This window comes from Fangia hongkongensis FSC776 = DSM 21703, from assembly GCF_000379445.1.
Taxonomy (GTDB): domain Bacteria; phylum Pseudomonadota; class Gammaproteobacteria; order Francisellales; family Francisellaceae; genus Fangia; species Fangia hongkongensis.
Genome location: NZ_KB902271.1, coordinates 150,313 through 165,547 on the forward strand (window position 1 = coordinate 150,313; position 15,235 = coordinate 165,547).

A 15,235-nucleotide genomic window follows, 5' to 3' on the forward strand; every position below is an offset into this window, starting at 1 on the left:
GATAACTTATGGATCATAGATACAGATTTTTTGAGTATAAACCCCAAAATGACTGCTTACTTATCATCTCACAAGCCATAAACATAGCATATAATTACATTCTCTCTCATCCGGACTATTACCGTCGGCTCTGGCTTTTCACCAGATCTGCTAACCCTTTTATAAGTAACTAAAAGGTGCTCGTGGGCTCCCTGCATAACAGGATACCACCGGTGGGGAATTACACCCCGCCCTGAGAACTTATGATAATTGTATGCTGAATTAGCGATAAAATCTATCAAAATCACAAGCATAGTTGTCAGACAGTTAGGAAGGAAGGGGGAAACAAGTACTGCCAACCATGCTTAATGAAAAGTATACGCTGCGTTGAAACAAAAAATAGCGTACTGAATACTTAGAGCTCACATTTTTGCTCTAGAAACTGTGGCGCAGCCTTTGATAAAAGATAATGAATAATTCCCATCGCCCCGTGCGCATAAATATAAAACTCAATCAATCCTGTTAGTGTTTTATGCCAGCCTTGTAGTACTTTTACATTTGACCATGAAAAAACCCAAGCATTTAACCATAAAAAACCAGAAACAAGCACAATAACCAATGCCAAAAGCCCAAGACCTTGCACAATTGCTGCAATCCCTCCTGAAGATACATTAGGCAGCTTGCATTTCAACAGCGTATAACAATCTTTCTTAAGCTGAGTATAATCATTAAATAGGTAGGGATAAAAATAGCGAAATCCACGTTTTTTAAATATCAACGAAAACATAATGACAGCTAAAATAGCAATTAAACTACCAACACCAATATGAAAATACACCCCTAAATTTAGCGCATAGGTTGGCTGATAGTGAACTGCCATAAAACTGCTATCAAGAATCTGTAAAATAATCAAAGCTGCTACAAGTAGATGAACAATACGGAAGCTTTTTGTTTGCGTCGCTTCTAAATATGTCCAAAACCCTGCTACCCAGTCCCATATCCTCTGTATCATACATTATCCTTATGCTTTATTAACATTAGATGACTTAGATTATATAGAATACAGATATTTTATAAATCAAAAACCGTAGTAGCTACTGTGGTTATTTTTTTAGCTAGTGTTCAAATTTCTCCTATTTCTCTTTATCCTATTGCTCACAAACGACCCAATTGACTATAAATGGCTTGTTTGAACTGTATAAGATGATCTTCACACAAATTTAAGAATCACCGCAAGATGCTCTGTAACAGGGGTATACATCCTCACCATCAAAGAGTACTCTGATTACTTTACTGCCATTTTGTGCTTTGCACATTATGGGTATTCAGATACAAAAGAGGGAGAGATGGAATACATGCCAGAGAAAAGCTTAGCTCAAGCGAACCCACCTTTAAGCTTACTTGCAATCATACCGATTGTACTTACTGGATTTTTCTATTTGTATGAGTATATATTGCGTGTTTATCCAAGTGTTTTTCGCATTGAGATCGAACAATTTTATGCGTTTTCCGGCGCTTCTGGCTTTGGCTTTTTTGCCTCAAGTTACTATTATCTATACACACCATTACAACTATTTGTTGGGATTCTAGCAGATAAATTTCGCTTGCAAAGTCTACTTGTTTTTTCTATCAGTGGCTGCCTATCAGGGCTTTTATTATTACTTGTCCCAATTGATATCGCTGCATTTTTAGGCCGGATGCTTTTAGGGATGGCCTCTGCCGCCGGTTTTGTCCTTATCATTAAAGCAACCTCACTCTACGCACCAAGGCATTATTTTGCATTTTTTTGCGGCCTTGGAATTTGTCTTGGTTATATGGGTGCACTAATTGCCACGCCCATGAGTACTTTTTTAGTGAAACTTGGACTTGGCTGGCGCGAGACCAATATCCTTTTTATCCTATTTGCGCTCATTATTCTTGTTGTTATCCTGATTGGATTTAGAATAACAAAGCACACGCAGAACACCTCACAATCACACTCTATCCCTCCCAAACCTGTTTCATTTTTAGAGCTTGCTAAACAATTTGGCAAGCTGGTGAGAAACAGTAAACTGCTCTATCTTGGGTTTATCTCATTTTTTGCCTATATTCCATCGATCACCTTTTCAGACCTCTGGGGAATTTCCTATCTAAAAGAAGTTCAACAACTCAGCGCCTATCAGGCATCTGTTGTTATTGCTCTTATCTATTTTGGCTGGCTAATTGGATCAGCTTTTAATGGTTGGATGCTAAGCTATATCAGAAACCCTAAAAAAATCATCCTAACGGGTTTATCCATTGCAATGGTTGCCATGTCGATGATTCTCTACCTTGATCTGCCTTATTTTATTATTTCAACCTTAGCTGTCATTATTGGTCTTAGTAACTCTGTACAAATTCTTTGTTTTGCACTGGTTTCTCATATTGCGCCTAAAGCTTATGTCGCCTCCGCAGCCAGTATTGTCAATTTTATTACCATGTTTAGCGGCATTATATTTCAAAGCGCTATTGGCTACTTCTTAACTGAGACTGGCTCCTATCAAATCACTTTTCTTGTAATCCCAGCTTCCTTTGTAATCAGCTTTTATCTCGCATATCGGCTTTTTAAGCAAAATAGTTTCACTTAAAAACATCATAAAGACAAGTACACCCCGTGAAAAACACATATTCACATGCTACTGTTTACAGAATAACGGATTTATCTTAACGACACATTAGGGTTTATTATGACTAATTTTGACTATGATGCCATTATTATTGGTGCTGGACACAATGGTCTTGTTACTGTAGATGCTAGCACAGCATCTCAGTTAGATTGTAAGTTATAGGATATATTGACTTAAGTCTCGATCTTGGATCAAGTCACCTAGTTTTTCATTGACATAGTCATCATTTACAACAAGTATTTTTTCTTCTCGATCAGAGGCATCAAAAGAAACTTCTTCCAATAAACGCTCAAGCACAGTGTGAAGACGTCTTGCACCAATATTTTCAACCTCTTCATTGACACGATAAGCAATCTCTGCAATGCGTTTGACTGCTGAGTCATCAAAGTTCACTTTCAAACTCTCGGTACCTAAAAGTGCCACATATTGCTTTAATAGTGAGTAATCAGGCTCAGTTAAAATACGCACGAAATCTTCTACTTCAAGCGAGCGAAGTTCAACACGTATTGGCAAACGTCCTTGCAGTTCTGGAATTAAATCAGAAGGCTTTGCTACGTGGAAAGCGCCAGAGCCAATAAACAAGATATGATCTGTTTTGATCATGCCATATTTAGTTGATACGGTTGAGCCTTCAACAAGCGGAAGAAGGTCTCTTTGCACACCTTCACGTGATACATCACCCCCTTTGTTCTCTGATTTTTTACAGACCTTGTCAATTTCATCAATAAAGACAATACCATTTTGCTCTACCGATTCTACCGCTTTAACTTTGATATCATCCTCATTCACCAATTTGCTGGCCTCTTCATCCTGCAATAACTTCATCGCTTGAGTGACTTTTACTTTGCGGCGTTTTTTCTTGTCATTACCAAGTGAAGAAAACATACTTTGAAGCTGATTGGTCATATCCTCCATTCCAGGCGGCCCCATGATCTCCATATTCATTTGCGGCATAGAAACTTCAATTTCAATTTCTTTGTCATCTAGCTCGCCATTTTTAAGCTTTTTACGAAAAAGTGCTCTGGTGCTACTCTCTGCTTTTTGATCCACTTCAACAGGCTCATTAGCAAAGCCCACTTTACTCTCTCTTGCCGGCGGTAAAAGCGCATCTAAAACACGCTCCTCAGCCAACTCTTTTGCTCTTTCTGCCACTTCTGATTTCGCCTGCTCGCGATACATTTTTACAGAGATGTCCGCTAAGTCACGAATAATAGAATCAACATCTTTTCCTACATAACCCACTTCAGTAAACTTAGTTGCTTCAATTTTGATAAACGGCGCATTAGCAAGCTTTGCAAGTCTTCTTGCTATCTCAGTTTTACCCACACCTGTAGGGCCGATCATCAAGATATTTTTAGGGGTAACCTCTTGGCGCATATTCTCTTCTAGTTGCATGCGTCTCCAGCGATTTCTAAGTGCAATTGCAACAGCTTTTTTGGCATCTTTTTGCCCAATGATAAAGCGATCTAATTCAGAAACAATTTCTTTTGGTGTCATCTGTGACATATTCTACCTCTACTTAAAATAGTTAGACTGATGCCTTATTCGGCAAAGTTTCAATGGTTAAATTATGATTGGTGTAAATACAAATATCCGCAGCAATACTCAAGCTTTTCTCAACAATTTCACGTGCAGATAAATCAGTATTTGCGACAAGTGCATGTGCCGCTGATTTTGCATATGCCGAACCTGAACCAATGGACAGAACCCCTTGCTCATCTGCCGCCATCACATCACCAACACCAGAGATCAAAAGAGAGGTTTTTTCATCTGCAACAATAATCATCGCCTCAAGCTTACTCATCATTCTGTCCATACGCCATTCACGCACCATTTCCACTGACGCCCTTTCTAAGTTCCCTTGATAAAAATCAAGCTTTTGCTCAAATTTCTCAAATAGTGTAAATGCATCAGCAGTCGAACCTGCAAAGCCTGTTAACACTTTGCCATCACTTAAGCGCCTTACCTTAACGATGTTATCTTTAGCAACCGTATGCCCCAATGTTGCTTGGCCATCGCCACCGATAACCACTTCATCACCTTTACGAACACATAGGATCGTAGTACCTTTCATTATTTCCATAGTATCCTCGTTTAGACTGTTCACAGTCGCTATAAATTTTATTAACCTTTAACCCGCATTTAGATGATTTCAAGGCGAATATCCCTAACTAGATTGCGCTGAAATATGAAATTACAAGAATAAATTTTAAAATAATTGATAACGCATCCCCAAGGCTTTACTTTTCAGCCCAAATAATCAGTGCTATGATATCAACTTCAATAATGAAATACCTTTTAAGTATGTCTGTTACCCAAGCTGAACTAAAACGCATATTATCTCTCTCAAAGCTTGATGCATCAGAGGATGAATTAGCTGCTTTTAATCAAGATCTCAATAGTGTATTGGCCCTATTTGAGAATATTCATCACATAGATACCAATGACACTCATGCAATGACATCTCCTGTACAAACGCATAAAGCATTAAGAGCGGATATTCCTATCAAGGAGAATAATATCTCAAACTTTAAGCATTTTGCACCTGAATTTGAAGATGAGCACTTCATTGTCCCCAAAGTTATTGATTAACAGCTAAGAAAATAGGTTCCTTCCATGAGTTTACTAAAGAGTTTACGTAAAAAGCTTGATAGCAAAGAGATCTCTTCTCTAGAGCTCACAAAGCATTATTTAAACAATATTCAAAAGTTGAATCCAACGATTAATTCAGTGATTAGTGTGTGTGAAGATAAGGCTATTGAAGAAGCTATCGCGGCTGACAAGCTTATCTCCCAAAACAAGCAGCAATTTTTAACAGGCATCCCAATCATTCATAAAGATAATTTTTGTACAAAGAACATTTTAACAAGCTCAGGCTCTAAAATATTGAGTAACTTCAAACCACCCTATAGTGCAACGATCGTACAAAAGCTTGAACAAAGTGGAATGATCACATTGGCAAAAGCAAATATGGATGAATTTGGAATGGGATCAACAAATGAAAACAGCTACTATGGTGCCGTGAAAAACCCCTATGATTTAGAATATGTCTCAGGCGGATCATCTGGTGGCTCGGCAGCAAGTGTTGCCGCGAATATGACACCTGTTGCAACAGGCAGTGACACAGGCGGCTCTGTCAGACAACCTGCTAGTTTTTGTGGCTTAACTGGCATCAAACCGAGTTACGGTAGCGTTTCTCGTTTTGGACTTATTGCCTATGGCTCTTCTTTTGATCAAGCAGGCGTGATTTCAAGATCAGTATCTGATTGTGCCTATGTGCTTGATGAGATGTCCGGCATAGATGACAAAGATGGCACAAGTATTGCAACTGATAAGCACTTTTTTAGCGCTTTACTTGAAACACCTTGCTCTTTTAACATCGGCTTTGACCCAAACTTACTCAAAGGTCTTTCTAGTGAGGCTGAAAAACTGATGCTAGAGACGCTTGATACCTTTAAATCAAAAGGGCATACAATTAAAGAAATTACGCTACCCGATTTAGAACCTGCTGTATCTATTTATTATATCTTGGCACCCGCTGAGGCAGCCACCAACCTCTCTCGTTTTGATGGTGTGCGCTTTGGATATAGAAGTAAAAATGCAAATACGCTGGGGGATCTTTATATTAACACACGCACGGAGGGCTTTGGCAAAGAAGTCAAAAGACGAATTGTCATTGGTAACTATGTACTAGCAGCCAGCCAATATGATGCTTATTACCACAAAGCACAACAAATCCGCCAAAAATTTCATCAAAGCTTTCAACAAATTTATCAAGATGTTGATATGATTTTAATGCCGACAAGCGCCACTAGTGCATTTAAACTCAATGCACAAAAAGACCCCGTAGCGACTTACTTAAGCGATATGTATACCGTTCTTGCTAATGTGACTGGGAGCCCTGCGATTTCCTTTCCAGTAGGACAGCTCAATAATATGCCTTTTGGTGCTCAGCTTATGGGGAATTACCTTGAGGATGCCAACCTTATCAATGCTGTGCATTATTTCCAACAAGACACCACGCACCACTTACATCAAGCAAAATATCAAGGAGAGTCATTATGAGCTATGAAATGGTGATTGGTCTTGAAGTGCATATTCAACTTCAAAGCGCCTCTAAAATTTTCTCAGACTCCCCGACAACCTATGGACAACCAGCAAATACACAAGTTTCATGGATTGATCTTGGCATGCCTGGGACTTTGCCAATCATTAACCAAAAAGCGATTGATATGGCAATTATGTTTGGTCTTGCTACGAATGCCACCATTTCAAAAAATAGTTTTTTTGCACGCAAAAACTACTTCTATCCAGATCTTGCTAAAGGGTATCAAATTAGCCAATCTGATAATCCAATTGTGCAAAATGGTAGACTCACAATCAAACTGCCAAATGGTGAAAAGATCATTCACATTGAGCGTGCACACCTTGAGGAAGATGCGGGAAAATCCGTACATCATTTAATTGGAGATGAAACAGGAATCGATTATAACCGCGCTGGCACAGCACTTTTAGAGATTGTGACCGAACCTGATTTTCGCTCAAGCGAGGAGGTGCTTTGTTATTTAAAAACACTTCACCGCTTAGTTCGTCATCTGGGCATTTGTGATGGCAATATGCAAGAGGGCTCATTTCGCGCTGATGTCAACCTATCTATTAGAAAACAAGGGGACAAAGCTTTAGGCACCCGGGCAGAGTTAAAGAACATCAACTCATTTCGCTTTATTGAAGCGGCTATTCAAAGTGAATTCCAGCGTCAGGTTGATATTATTGAATCTGGCGAAGCAGTTAAACAAGAAACACGTTTATATGATCCTGATAAAAATGAGACCAGAGCAATGCGATCTAAGGAAGATGCCTTTGATTATCGCTACTTCCCAGACCCTGATTTACTGCCAATGACACTGACAGATGCATATATTGAGACAATAGAAAAGACAATGCCGCTTCTGCCAGAGGCGCGCCTTACAAACTACACTAAGGTGTTATCTGATGAGCAGGCAAACTATTTAATGGATAACCCTGAAATAGCGAATTACTTTGACAGATTAAGCCAAAGTATTACGCCAAGTGTCGCTTTTAACTGGATTAGCATTGAATTGCAGTCACTTTTTAATCGCCAGCAAATTCCATTTAGCGAGACAATCATTCCTGCAGAGGTGCTAGGTGAGATTATCAATGCGGTAAATAGTGAGCAGATTTCAATGAAATCAGCAAAACAGGTTCTCCAATCCTATTATGACTCACCTGATAAAATAGAGCATATCATCGACACATTAGGCGTAAGACAAGTGAATGACAGCGCACTGATCGAAGCCTTAGCTGATGAGATTATTGCGAAAAACCCTGATCAAGCAGCGGAACTTAAAGCCGGAAAGACGAAATTGATGGGCTTTTTTGTTGGTCAAATCATGAAAGGTGCTAAAGGAAAGGCAAACCCTAAACAAGCCAATGAAATTATCAAGCAAAAGCTTTCTTTGTAAAACGACAAGGTCATTAATCAACCTAATAAAGAGTGATATAAAATCAGTTTTTGCAGCGCAATGTAAAGCACATCCTATATGACATGAGCGCTTTTAGTGATTTTCTCAAAACCAATTGCTTTTTGATCAAAAAAGTAAAACAATGGAAGATGCTATATTTTATTTGATATAGCAACCTCTCATGGATGACATTAATTATAACAAGGATAGATGGAATACTATTTTCTTGAATGTATCAACGTGCTTTAAGGAGGAATGTATGAACCGCAGAAAAAAACTCTACAGACAAGTAAGAGAGCTGCTTGATCTTGGTATGCCGCTTAACATCGTTGCTAAAGTTTTAAAGATCCCCCGGTCTCAAATTGTTCATTTAGCCGATAAAAGCTTCACTTCAGTCTAAAAAGCCTCTTTTCACTACCATTTGTCTCTTTCAGATGGTAGTTTTTGTCAGATGTTTACTCATAGAGACTTTCTTCACCCTCTGGTCTTGTTTTATAGCGTCGATGCTGCCATAAATATTGATCTGGAAATGCCAAAATAGCCTTCTCTAAAATTTCATGATAACGAAGCGCATCTTGATAGTCATCCCCTGTTGGAAAGTTCTCTAAAGCGGGTAATACATAAATATCATAACCACTTAAATCTTCTTTTCTTATATAGTAGCAAGGAACCACTTTAGCCCCTGTGAGTTTTGCCAAAAGTGCTGTTGCCGTTAAAGTAGCACATGCCTTGCCAAAAAAAGGCACAAAAATACTTCTTTCATTACCAAAATCCTGATCTGGCGCATACCATACAGAGCCTTTACGCTTCAAATGTTTAACAATAGAGACAACATTTTTTCTTTGTAATGCTTTTGTAACATAACCCTCCCTAGAGCCGGTCATGACTTTTTCAAACAGATCATTTTTATGTTTTTGATACACAAGGTAAAAAGGATCATAATGCTCACCAATATAGCGGCCAATCATTTCCATACAGGTAAAGTGCGAGCCTAACAATAACGTGCCATGGTTATCATCTTGATGCGCAGACTCAAAGTGCTCCATGCCATGGCCATCAAATTTAATCTTGTCAAAGTGCTTTTTAGGCATAAACCAAGCGATCATCATTTCAACCCCAGACATTGACACGGATTCAAAGCATTTTTTGGCAAGTGCATCCAGCTCTTTGTCTGTTTTATCTGGAAAAGCAATTTTCAAATTCACAATCGCTATTTTCTTACGCCGCTTTAAAAGGGGATAACTTATCCTGCCAAGCCACCTGCCAATATGCATCTGAGTTTTATAAGGCAATAACACAAACAACTTTGCAAAGCCAACAAACAACCAGATACCCCAATACTTTGGTAATAAAAATTGTTTTTCAATATGCATGTTACTCTGTCTTTTCTATTCACTCTTTTAACTTATTTCAGCTTTTATTTATAAGGCTAACCATTTCAGGTTCAACAGAGTTTCTCATTGCTCAATGAAATGAGTTTAATCTCTATCAATACCCATTATAATAAACACTTATCACAAAACTAAAAAAATGACTGATTAATTATCAGGTGAGCAGCAATACTAGCAAAATAGCCAAGCAAAATCACCCAACTCCATTTCAAATGGCCAAGAAAAGTATATTTACCATGTGCTTTTCCCATCACTGCAACCCCTGCTGCTGACCCTATTGATAACAGACTTCCACCAACCCCTGCCGTCAACGTAACCAAAAGCCACTGACCTTCGCTTAAAGGTGGGTGCATACTTAACACAGCATACATTACAGGGATATTATCAATGATGGCCGACAAAAGGCCAATAATTGCATTAGCTTGTGTTACATGATCAAAAAGCGCTGGGAAAATGGAGCTACTATCATGATATAGCACATTTGAAATATAACCTAGATAACCAAGTGTTGCCAAGCCTTGAACAGAAATTAAAATACCAAAGAAGAACAATAAAGTATCCCACTCTAAATCACGTATTTTACTAAAAATATCAAAATAAGCTCGATGTGATTGTGCGTTTTCTTTGTTATTTTTTCTCTTTAAGTAATAGCTTAGCATCATCAAATAGCCAAGACCTGTCATCATTCCAAACGCAGGAGGCAGCCCAAGGAAATTTTGAAAGCAAACAGCGGTAATAATCGTTGCCAGAAAAAATCCAATGACAACGAGTGCTTTGGGCTTCATTGAGACTTTTTCTGTTTCTTTATTTATCATCATGTGATTTTTAGGCAACGCAAAACTCATCACAATGGCAGGAATGAGAAAGTTCACAAGAGCTGGAATAAACAAACTAAAGAAATCCCCAAAAGGCACCACTTTTCCCTGCCAAACCATCAAAGTGGTAATGTCCCCAAATGGGCTAAAGGCACCACCTGCATTTGCCGCAACAACAATATTAATACAGCTAAGTGAAATAAACTTTGTATTACCACGCCCAATGGATAAGACAACTGCGCTTAAGATGAGCGCCGTTGTTAAATTATCAGCAAATGGCGAGATAAAAAAGGCCAAAATGCCCGTTAACCAATACACACCTCTAAAGCCAAACCCTAAGCGAAGAAGGTAGCTTTTTAATGCTTCAAATACATAGCGCTCTTCCAACACATTAATGTAGGTCATTGCAACCAGTAGAAATAAAAATAGCTCCGCATATTCTAGTAGTCCGTGATTGAGGCTCTCAGAGACAACTGTACTTTGACCTGTTTGCTGAGCCAAAACAGCAATTAATACCCATATAATGCCTGCTGCCAAAATAACTGGCTTTGATTTACTTAAATGAATCACATCCTCAAGCATCACTAAGACATAGGCAAAAACAAAGACCACCACTGCCAAAATGGCATAGGGACTTGTCAGCTTATCAACAAAAACATTCTGGGATTCAGCAGCCAGCGATAAACAGGGCAGTAAAAAAAGCCCAAAGGTGGCCAATAATTTTTTATACATCTACACTTTTCATGGAAAATTCGGTATTAAAAGGATATCAAATCACCTCGCCAATCGCGACCTATTTGTGAAGATTTGCCATTAACATAATCGGTTTTTTGGCCAGCACAGTGATGAGCGTAATAATAACCCCCAGCACAAAACTTAAGACAAAAAGCTCTGCCCAGCCGTAGCTATATTGAACATAACCGGCTAAAGGACCAACAAACACCCTTCCTAAAGAATCAATCGAGCTTAGGATCGCAAACTGCGTTGCTGAAAAGCGCTTATTAACCAGACTCATAATCATCGCCACCAGCACTGCTGTACCCATTGCACCAACAAAATACTCAACTGCCACTGAGATCACCATTAGCGTATAGCTTTTGCCAACAATGGCCAATAGCGCGTACATTAAATTGGCTGAGGCCATCATAAAGCCAAAGGCAATAAAGGTGCGAAAAAGCCCAAAACCTTTTGCACACATGCCTCCAACAACAAGCCCTAATAAGCTAAAAATAAGGGCATTGGTTTTGTATGAAAGCGCAATTGTCAGCTTATCAAATCCAAGTGAGGAGAAAAAAACCGTATTAAGCGAGAAAGCCAGTGCATCGGCAAATTTATAAAAAATAATAATCAATAAAATAACCACTGCAATAGCAATATTGCGCCTTGTGAAAAACTCATAAAATGGCAGCCTTACCGCCTGTAGAAAAGTTTTGGGCTGATTGGGCACTTCTACCTCTTTGGCAAGCACGGTGCCTAAAACCCCAATAATAAAAAAAGGCAATAATGCCAAGATACCATGCTGCCAATTATTATTAAAATATTGCACAAAGATCAGCAAAAGTGCCCCAGTCACGAGCATTCCCACTCGGTAGCCTAGTACACCAACAGCAGCGCCAAGCGCCCTTTCATCTTCATCCAGCACTTCTGTTTGATAAGCATTGATGGCAATATCCTGTGTTGCTGAAAAAAAACAAATCAAAAAAGCAATGACCGCCATGGTTAATGGCGCTTTATCTGGCGATAGCATACTCAATGCAACGAGGGATAATATCAGCAAAAATTGCATTGCATAAATCCAACTTTTTCTGCGACCGATCCATTGAATAGAGAATCTATCAACAAAAGGCGACCATAAATACTTAATCGTGTACGGCAGCGCAACAAGTGATAATAGCCCAATCTCCTTGATACTGATCCCAGCATCACTATACCAGAGCATTAAAGAGGATGCTGTTAACATTAGTGGCAAACCAGAGGAATACCCCAAAAGGAACATCACCAGCATTTTTCTGCCTGTAAAAACACCTACAATGCTATCCACCGTTGCGGATTTTAGTGATTTATAAAACGCCACTTTACACCCTCTTTATGCTTTTGAAAATATCGTATCATAAACGCGGTATCTTGTTGTACAATAGATTTACTATTTGCAATCTTTATACAAACACGTGCTGAAAAACTTCAAAAATAACGCGCTAAAACTCATAATCAAAATGCTTTCTCTTTTTGCAAAACGTGAAGAGCAGAGCGCTTCCCATATTTTAATTTTATCAAATACAGCTATGGGTGACACACTTTGGGCAACACCAGCCCTTAGATATTTGGCAGATACAAAACCTGATACAAAAATTACCATTTTAACCTCTAAGATTGGCTCTGAAGTCTTCAAGAGAAACCCATTTATTACTCAAGTACTAATTAGTGGCAAACTTTCCACAAATTTTAAAAATATCATTACTATTATAAACACGCCATTTTCAGAAACATTCAACTTCCATACTGCAAAGCGCCTTGAAGCTTATTATGGCTATTTAGGAAGTCCTAGGCGATATTTTGGCATTTACCCCGAGTGTAAAGGTAAACGTATGTTGAATGATGGCATTCACTCTCCTGAGTTTGAGTCTTTGCATAAGATTGATATGCGTATTTTACTTTTACAACGTTTTTTAAACTTACCACCACCTAAAAAACAATATCGTATTGAGGTTTTTCCCAATCAAACTGATCAAAAAGTTGCGACAAAAGCACTTAAAAACATTCCCGTGAACAAAATGGTTTTTATCCAGCCGGGAGCGAGTTTTCCATCTAAATGTTGGGACCCCCAGAATTTTGCCTATTTAATAAAATGGCTTGATGACAGGGAGTACCACTGTATTTTTGCAGGCAATGCAAGAGAAGAAGTGTTAATCGATAGTATTACTAAAGGGTGCAAGCACGTTATTAAGCTCGGCTCTCGCTATTCACTTCTAGAGCTTGCTGAAATTCTTAAGCAATGCCGTTTTATTATTACCAATGATACAGGGCCTATGCATCTTGCCGAAGCAGTTAACCTTCCTATTTTTAGCTTTTTTTGGGAAGAGAATATTATTCCCGCAAAACCTCTTATCACTAATTATTGTAAAATTTATAGCACACCCAGCAGTAAAACTTATATGTCACAACCAACACCAAATAAGGTTATTAGTGACATTTGCTATGCTATTGAAAATAAGTTGATATAATACACTACAAACACAAGCTTCAACCATCTACGTTTATGGATAAGTTAACTGTCATAATTATTACCAAAAACGAAGAAAAGAACATTGCCCGGTGCTTAGACTCAGTAAAGTGGGCGGATGAAATTATTATTGTTGACTCAGGCAGCACCGATAGAACAATTGATATCGCATCCCAATACCCTAATGTTAAGGTATATAAGCAACAATGGTTAGGCTATGGCCCACAAAAAAACATTGCCCTTTCTTATGCAACAAATTCATGGATACTCGCCCTTGATGCAGATGAGGTTCTCTCTTCTGAGTTAACAGATAATATACAAAAAAAAATACAGCAAGAACATTCTGCCTCAGTATATAAGTTCAAGCGTTTATCTCAGTTTTGCGGCAAGTGGATACATCATGGCGACTGGGGAAATGATATTATTCCTAGACTATTTAAAAAAGATTCAGCCAGATACTCCAATGATATGATCCATGAAAAGCTTATTTACAATGAAAAAGATGCTTTGTTGTCTGGGATACTGAAGCACTATTCACAAGAGTCCATTTCAATCTCTTTAAGTAAGCTTAACAACTACAGTGATGCTACCGCAAATAGGCTCCTTCTTAAAGGGAAAAAAACCACCTTATTCAAAGCTAGCATCCATAAAAACTGGACATTTATTCGAGGTTTTTTTATAAAAGCTGGCTTTTTGGACGGATCACATGGTTATCTCATTGCTAAACTCTCAGCCTATGGGTCCTATTTTAAATATGTAAAGCTATGGGAAAAACAGCAAAATGACAAAAAATAGTTCATATAACGGTCTTATCTCTGTTGTTATATCTACCTATAATTGGCCCGAGGCGCTCTATCTTGTATTACTTTCTTTTCAACATCAGGTAGATAAGAACTTTGAAGTGGTTATCGTTGATGATGGCTCCACTATAGAGACAAAAAACACCATTGATCAATTTTCCAAAGTCGCTCACTTCCCTATTACACACCTTTGGCAAGAAGATAAAGGTTTTCGTTTATCACGTGCTCGAAATATGGGTATTCAAAGCGCTAAAGGAGATTATCTTATATTCATAGATGGGGACTGTATTGTGAGGCCATCATTTATTCAAAATCATCGAGCACTTGCTGAAAAAGGCTATTATGTTGCAGGCAATAGAGTTTTATTAAGCCAGAGATTTTCAACGTATATCCTAAAAAATCGTATCGATATATCAAACAAATCTCTTTTTAGCTTTTCACTTTATCGCTGCAAAGGCTACATAAATCGATTCCACAGCCTATTATCTTTATCAACAAACCACCCTAGGCGCTATGCAAAAAAAACAAACTGGCAAAAAGGCAAGGGCTGCAATATGGCCTTTTGGCGAAAAGATCTAATACAGGTTTATGGGTTTGAAGAAGCTTTTGAAGGCTGGGGATATGAAGACTCCGATATTATGATACGATTAATTAATCACGGCACTATGAGAAAATCCGGATACTTTTCTACCACCATTTTACACTTATGGCACCATGAAGCATCCAAAACTCTGGAAAAAGAAAATTACCAACGTTTGGAAGATACACTTAAAAAAGCATATACCCTACCCACAAAAACCAGCCTAATAGCTTAGTCTTTTGATTATAGTATATGCATACATCTTAACCTTGGCTTAAAATGAATTTTAGTAACTCTTTTAATGACAACAAAAAGCACATCA

General features: G+C 38.3%; 14 protein-coding genes and 1 riboswitch. Of the genes, 8 read left to right on the forward strand and 6 right to left on the reverse strand.

The features are described from left to right. Positions 1–94: 94 nt before the first annotated feature. Positions 95–244, reverse strand: a riboswitch (FMN riboswitch). Positions 245–394: 150 nt separating this feature from the next. Next, entirely contained in the window at positions 395–991 is a 597-nt protein-coding gene (locus A37Q_RS0111295; protein WP_018300386.1) for a cytochrome b/b6 domain-containing protein, read from the reverse strand. A 334-nt stretch (positions 992–1,325) separates the two neighbouring features. Between A37Q_RS0111295 and A37Q_RS0111300 the strand changes: the two genes are divergently transcribed. After that, positions 1,326–2,585 carry an MFS transporter gene (locus tag A37Q_RS0111300; RefSeq protein ID WP_018300387.1) on the forward strand — a complete coding sequence of 420 codons (1,260 nt, stop codon included), beginning with the start codon at positions 1,326–1,328 and terminating at the stop codon, positions 2,583–2,585. A 195-nt stretch (positions 2,586–2,780) separates the two neighbouring features. On the opposite strand, the gene hslU is transcribed toward A37Q_RS0111300, so the two are convergent. Both hslU and hslV read right to left on the reverse strand, forming a co-directional pair. Beyond that, the gene (gene hslU / locus A37Q_RS0111310) at positions 2,781–4,130 is read right to left on the reverse strand and encodes an ATP-dependent protease ATPase subunit HslU (RefSeq protein ID WP_018300389.1); all 1,350 of its coding nucleotides are present in this window, start codon (positions 4,128–4,130) and stop codon (positions 2,781–2,783) included. A gap of 22 nt (positions 4,131–4,152) precedes the next feature. After that, positions 4,153–4,707, reverse strand: coding sequence for an ATP-dependent protease subunit HslV (gene hslV, locus A37Q_RS0111315; RefSeq protein WP_026196671.1), 555 nt, complete (start codon positions 4,705–4,707; stop codon positions 4,153–4,155). Positions 4,708–4,910: 203 nt separating this feature from the next. Between hslV and gatC the strand changes: the two genes are divergently transcribed. The 4 genes from gatC to A37Q_RS16310 all read left to right on the forward strand — a co-directional run bounded on the left by gatC (position 4,911) and on the right by A37Q_RS16310 (position 8,507). Beyond that, positions 4,911–5,216, forward strand: coding sequence for an Asp-tRNA(Asn)/Glu-tRNA(Gln) amidotransferase subunit GatC (gene gatC, locus A37Q_RS0111320; protein WP_018300391.1), 306 nt, complete (start codon positions 4,911–4,913; stop codon positions 5,214–5,216). 24 nt (positions 5,217–5,240) lie between these two features. Further along, a complete protein-coding gene (gene gatA / locus A37Q_RS0111325) occupies positions 5,241–6,689 on the forward strand; it encodes an Asp-tRNA(Asn)/Glu-tRNA(Gln) amidotransferase subunit GatA (RefSeq protein ID WP_018300392.1) in 1,449 nt (482 codons plus the stop codon). After that, positions 6,686–8,107 carry an Asp-tRNA(Asn)/Glu-tRNA(Gln) amidotransferase subunit GatB gene (gene gatB / locus A37Q_RS0111330; protein WP_018300393.1) on the forward strand — a complete coding sequence of 474 codons (1,422 nt, stop codon included), beginning with the start codon at positions 6,686–6,688 and terminating at the stop codon, positions 8,105–8,107. The genes gatA and gatB overlap by 4 nt, the downstream gene beginning before the upstream one ends. 259 nt (positions 8,108–8,366) lie before the next feature. After that, a complete protein-coding gene (locus A37Q_RS16310; RefSeq protein WP_018300394.1) occupies positions 8,367–8,507 on the forward strand; it encodes a hypothetical protein in 141 nt (46 codons plus the stop codon). Positions 8,508–8,562: 55 nt separating this feature from the next. Here A37Q_RS16310 and A37Q_RS0111340 read toward each other — a convergent pair whose 3' ends face one another. From A37Q_RS0111340 to A37Q_RS0111350, 3 genes are all read right to left on the reverse strand, one after another. Continuing rightward, positions 8,563–9,480 (reverse strand): LpxL/LpxP family acyltransferase, encoded by a 918-nt coding sequence (locus A37Q_RS0111340; RefSeq protein ID WP_018300395.1) that lies wholly within the window; start codon positions 9,478–9,480, stop codon positions 8,563–8,565. Between the two features lie 149 nt (positions 9,481–9,629). Continuing rightward, on the reverse strand, positions 9,630–11,045 hold the full coding sequence (nhaD, locus tag A37Q_RS0111345) for a sodium:proton antiporter NhaD (RefSeq protein ID WP_018300396.1): 1,416 nt from the start codon (positions 11,043–11,045) through the stop codon (positions 9,630–9,632). A gap of 61 nt (positions 11,046–11,106) precedes the next feature. Further along, positions 11,107–12,318 (reverse strand): AmpG family muropeptide MFS transporter, encoded by a 1,212-nt coding sequence (locus tag A37Q_RS0111350; protein ID WP_051074492.1) that lies wholly within the window; start codon positions 12,316–12,318, stop codon positions 11,107–11,109. Positions 12,319–12,595: 277 nt separating this feature from the next. Here A37Q_RS0111350 and A37Q_RS0111355 point away from each other — a divergent pair, with 277 nt between their 5' ends. The 3 genes from A37Q_RS0111355 to A37Q_RS15360 are packed head-to-tail and all read left to right on the forward strand — an operon-like array spanning position 12,596 to position 15,148. Beyond that, entirely contained in the window at positions 12,596–13,534 is a 939-nt protein-coding gene (locus tag A37Q_RS0111355) for a glycosyltransferase family 9 protein (protein WP_169710306.1), read from the forward strand. A gap of 35 nt (positions 13,535–13,569) precedes the next feature. Continuing rightward, the gene (locus A37Q_RS0111360) at positions 13,570–14,328 is read left to right on the forward strand and encodes a glycosyltransferase family 2 protein (RefSeq protein WP_018300399.1); all 759 of its coding nucleotides are present in this window, start codon (positions 13,570–13,572) and stop codon (positions 14,326–14,328) included. After that, positions 14,315–15,148 (forward strand): glycosyltransferase family 2 protein, encoded by an 834-nt coding sequence (locus A37Q_RS15360; protein WP_018300400.1) that lies wholly within the window; start codon positions 14,315–14,317, stop codon positions 15,146–15,148. The genes A37Q_RS0111360 and A37Q_RS15360 overlap by 14 nt, the downstream gene beginning before the upstream one ends. Positions 15,149–15,235 lie beyond the last annotated feature (87 nt).

Excerpts from the sequence above, each read along its gene's own strand:
- gatC (WP_018300391.1), top strand. The coding sequence starts at position 4,911 with ATGAAATACCTTTTAAGTATGTCTGTTACCCAAGCTGAACTAAAACGC.
- hslU (WP_018300389.1), bottom strand. The coding sequence starts at position 4,130 with ATGTCACAGATGACACCAAAAGAAATTGTTTCTGAATTAGATCGCTTT.
- gatA (WP_018300392.1), top strand. The coding sequence starts at position 5,241 with ATGAGTTTACTAAAGAGTTTACGTAAAAAGCTTGATAGCAAAGAGATC.
- nhaD (WP_018300396.1), bottom strand. The coding sequence starts at position 11,045 with ATGTATAAAAAATTATTGGCCACCTTTGGGCTTTTTTTACTGCCCTGT.
- gatB (WP_018300393.1), top strand. The coding sequence starts at position 6,686 with ATGAGCTATGAAATGGTGATTGGTCTTGAAGTGCATATTCAACTTCAA.
- A37Q_RS0111300 (WP_018300387.1), top strand. The coding sequence starts at position 1,326 with ATGGAATACATGCCAGAGAAAAGCTTAGCTCAAGCGAACCCACCTTTA.
- A37Q_RS0111355 (WP_169710306.1), top strand. The coding sequence starts at position 12,596 with ATGGGTGACACACTTTGGGCAACACCAGCCCTTAGATATTTGGCAGAT.
- A37Q_RS0111295 (WP_018300386.1), bottom strand. The coding sequence starts at position 991 with ATGATACAGAGGATATGGGACTGGGTAGCAGGGTTTTGGACATATTTA.
- A37Q_RS0111360 (WP_018300399.1), top strand. The coding sequence starts at position 13,570 with ATGGATAAGTTAACTGTCATAATTATTACCAAAAACGAAGAAAAGAAC.
- A37Q_RS16310 (WP_018300394.1), top strand. The coding sequence starts at position 8,367 with ATGAACCGCAGAAAAAAACTCTACAGACAAGTAAGAGAGCTGCTTGAT.
- A37Q_RS0111350 (WP_051074492.1), bottom strand. The coding sequence starts at position 12,318 with ATGCTGGTGATGTTCCTTTTGGGGTATTCCTCTGGTTTGCCACTAATG.
- A37Q_RS15360 (WP_018300400.1), top strand. The coding sequence starts at position 14,315 with ATGACAAAAAATAGTTCATATAACGGTCTTATCTCTGTTGTTATATCT.
- A37Q_RS0111340 (WP_018300395.1), bottom strand. The coding sequence starts at position 9,480 with ATGCATATTGAAAAACAATTTTTATTACCAAAGTATTGGGGTATCTGG.
- hslV (WP_026196671.1), bottom strand. The coding sequence starts at position 4,707 with ATGGAAATAATGAAAGGTACTACGATCCTATGTGTTCGTAAAGGTGAT.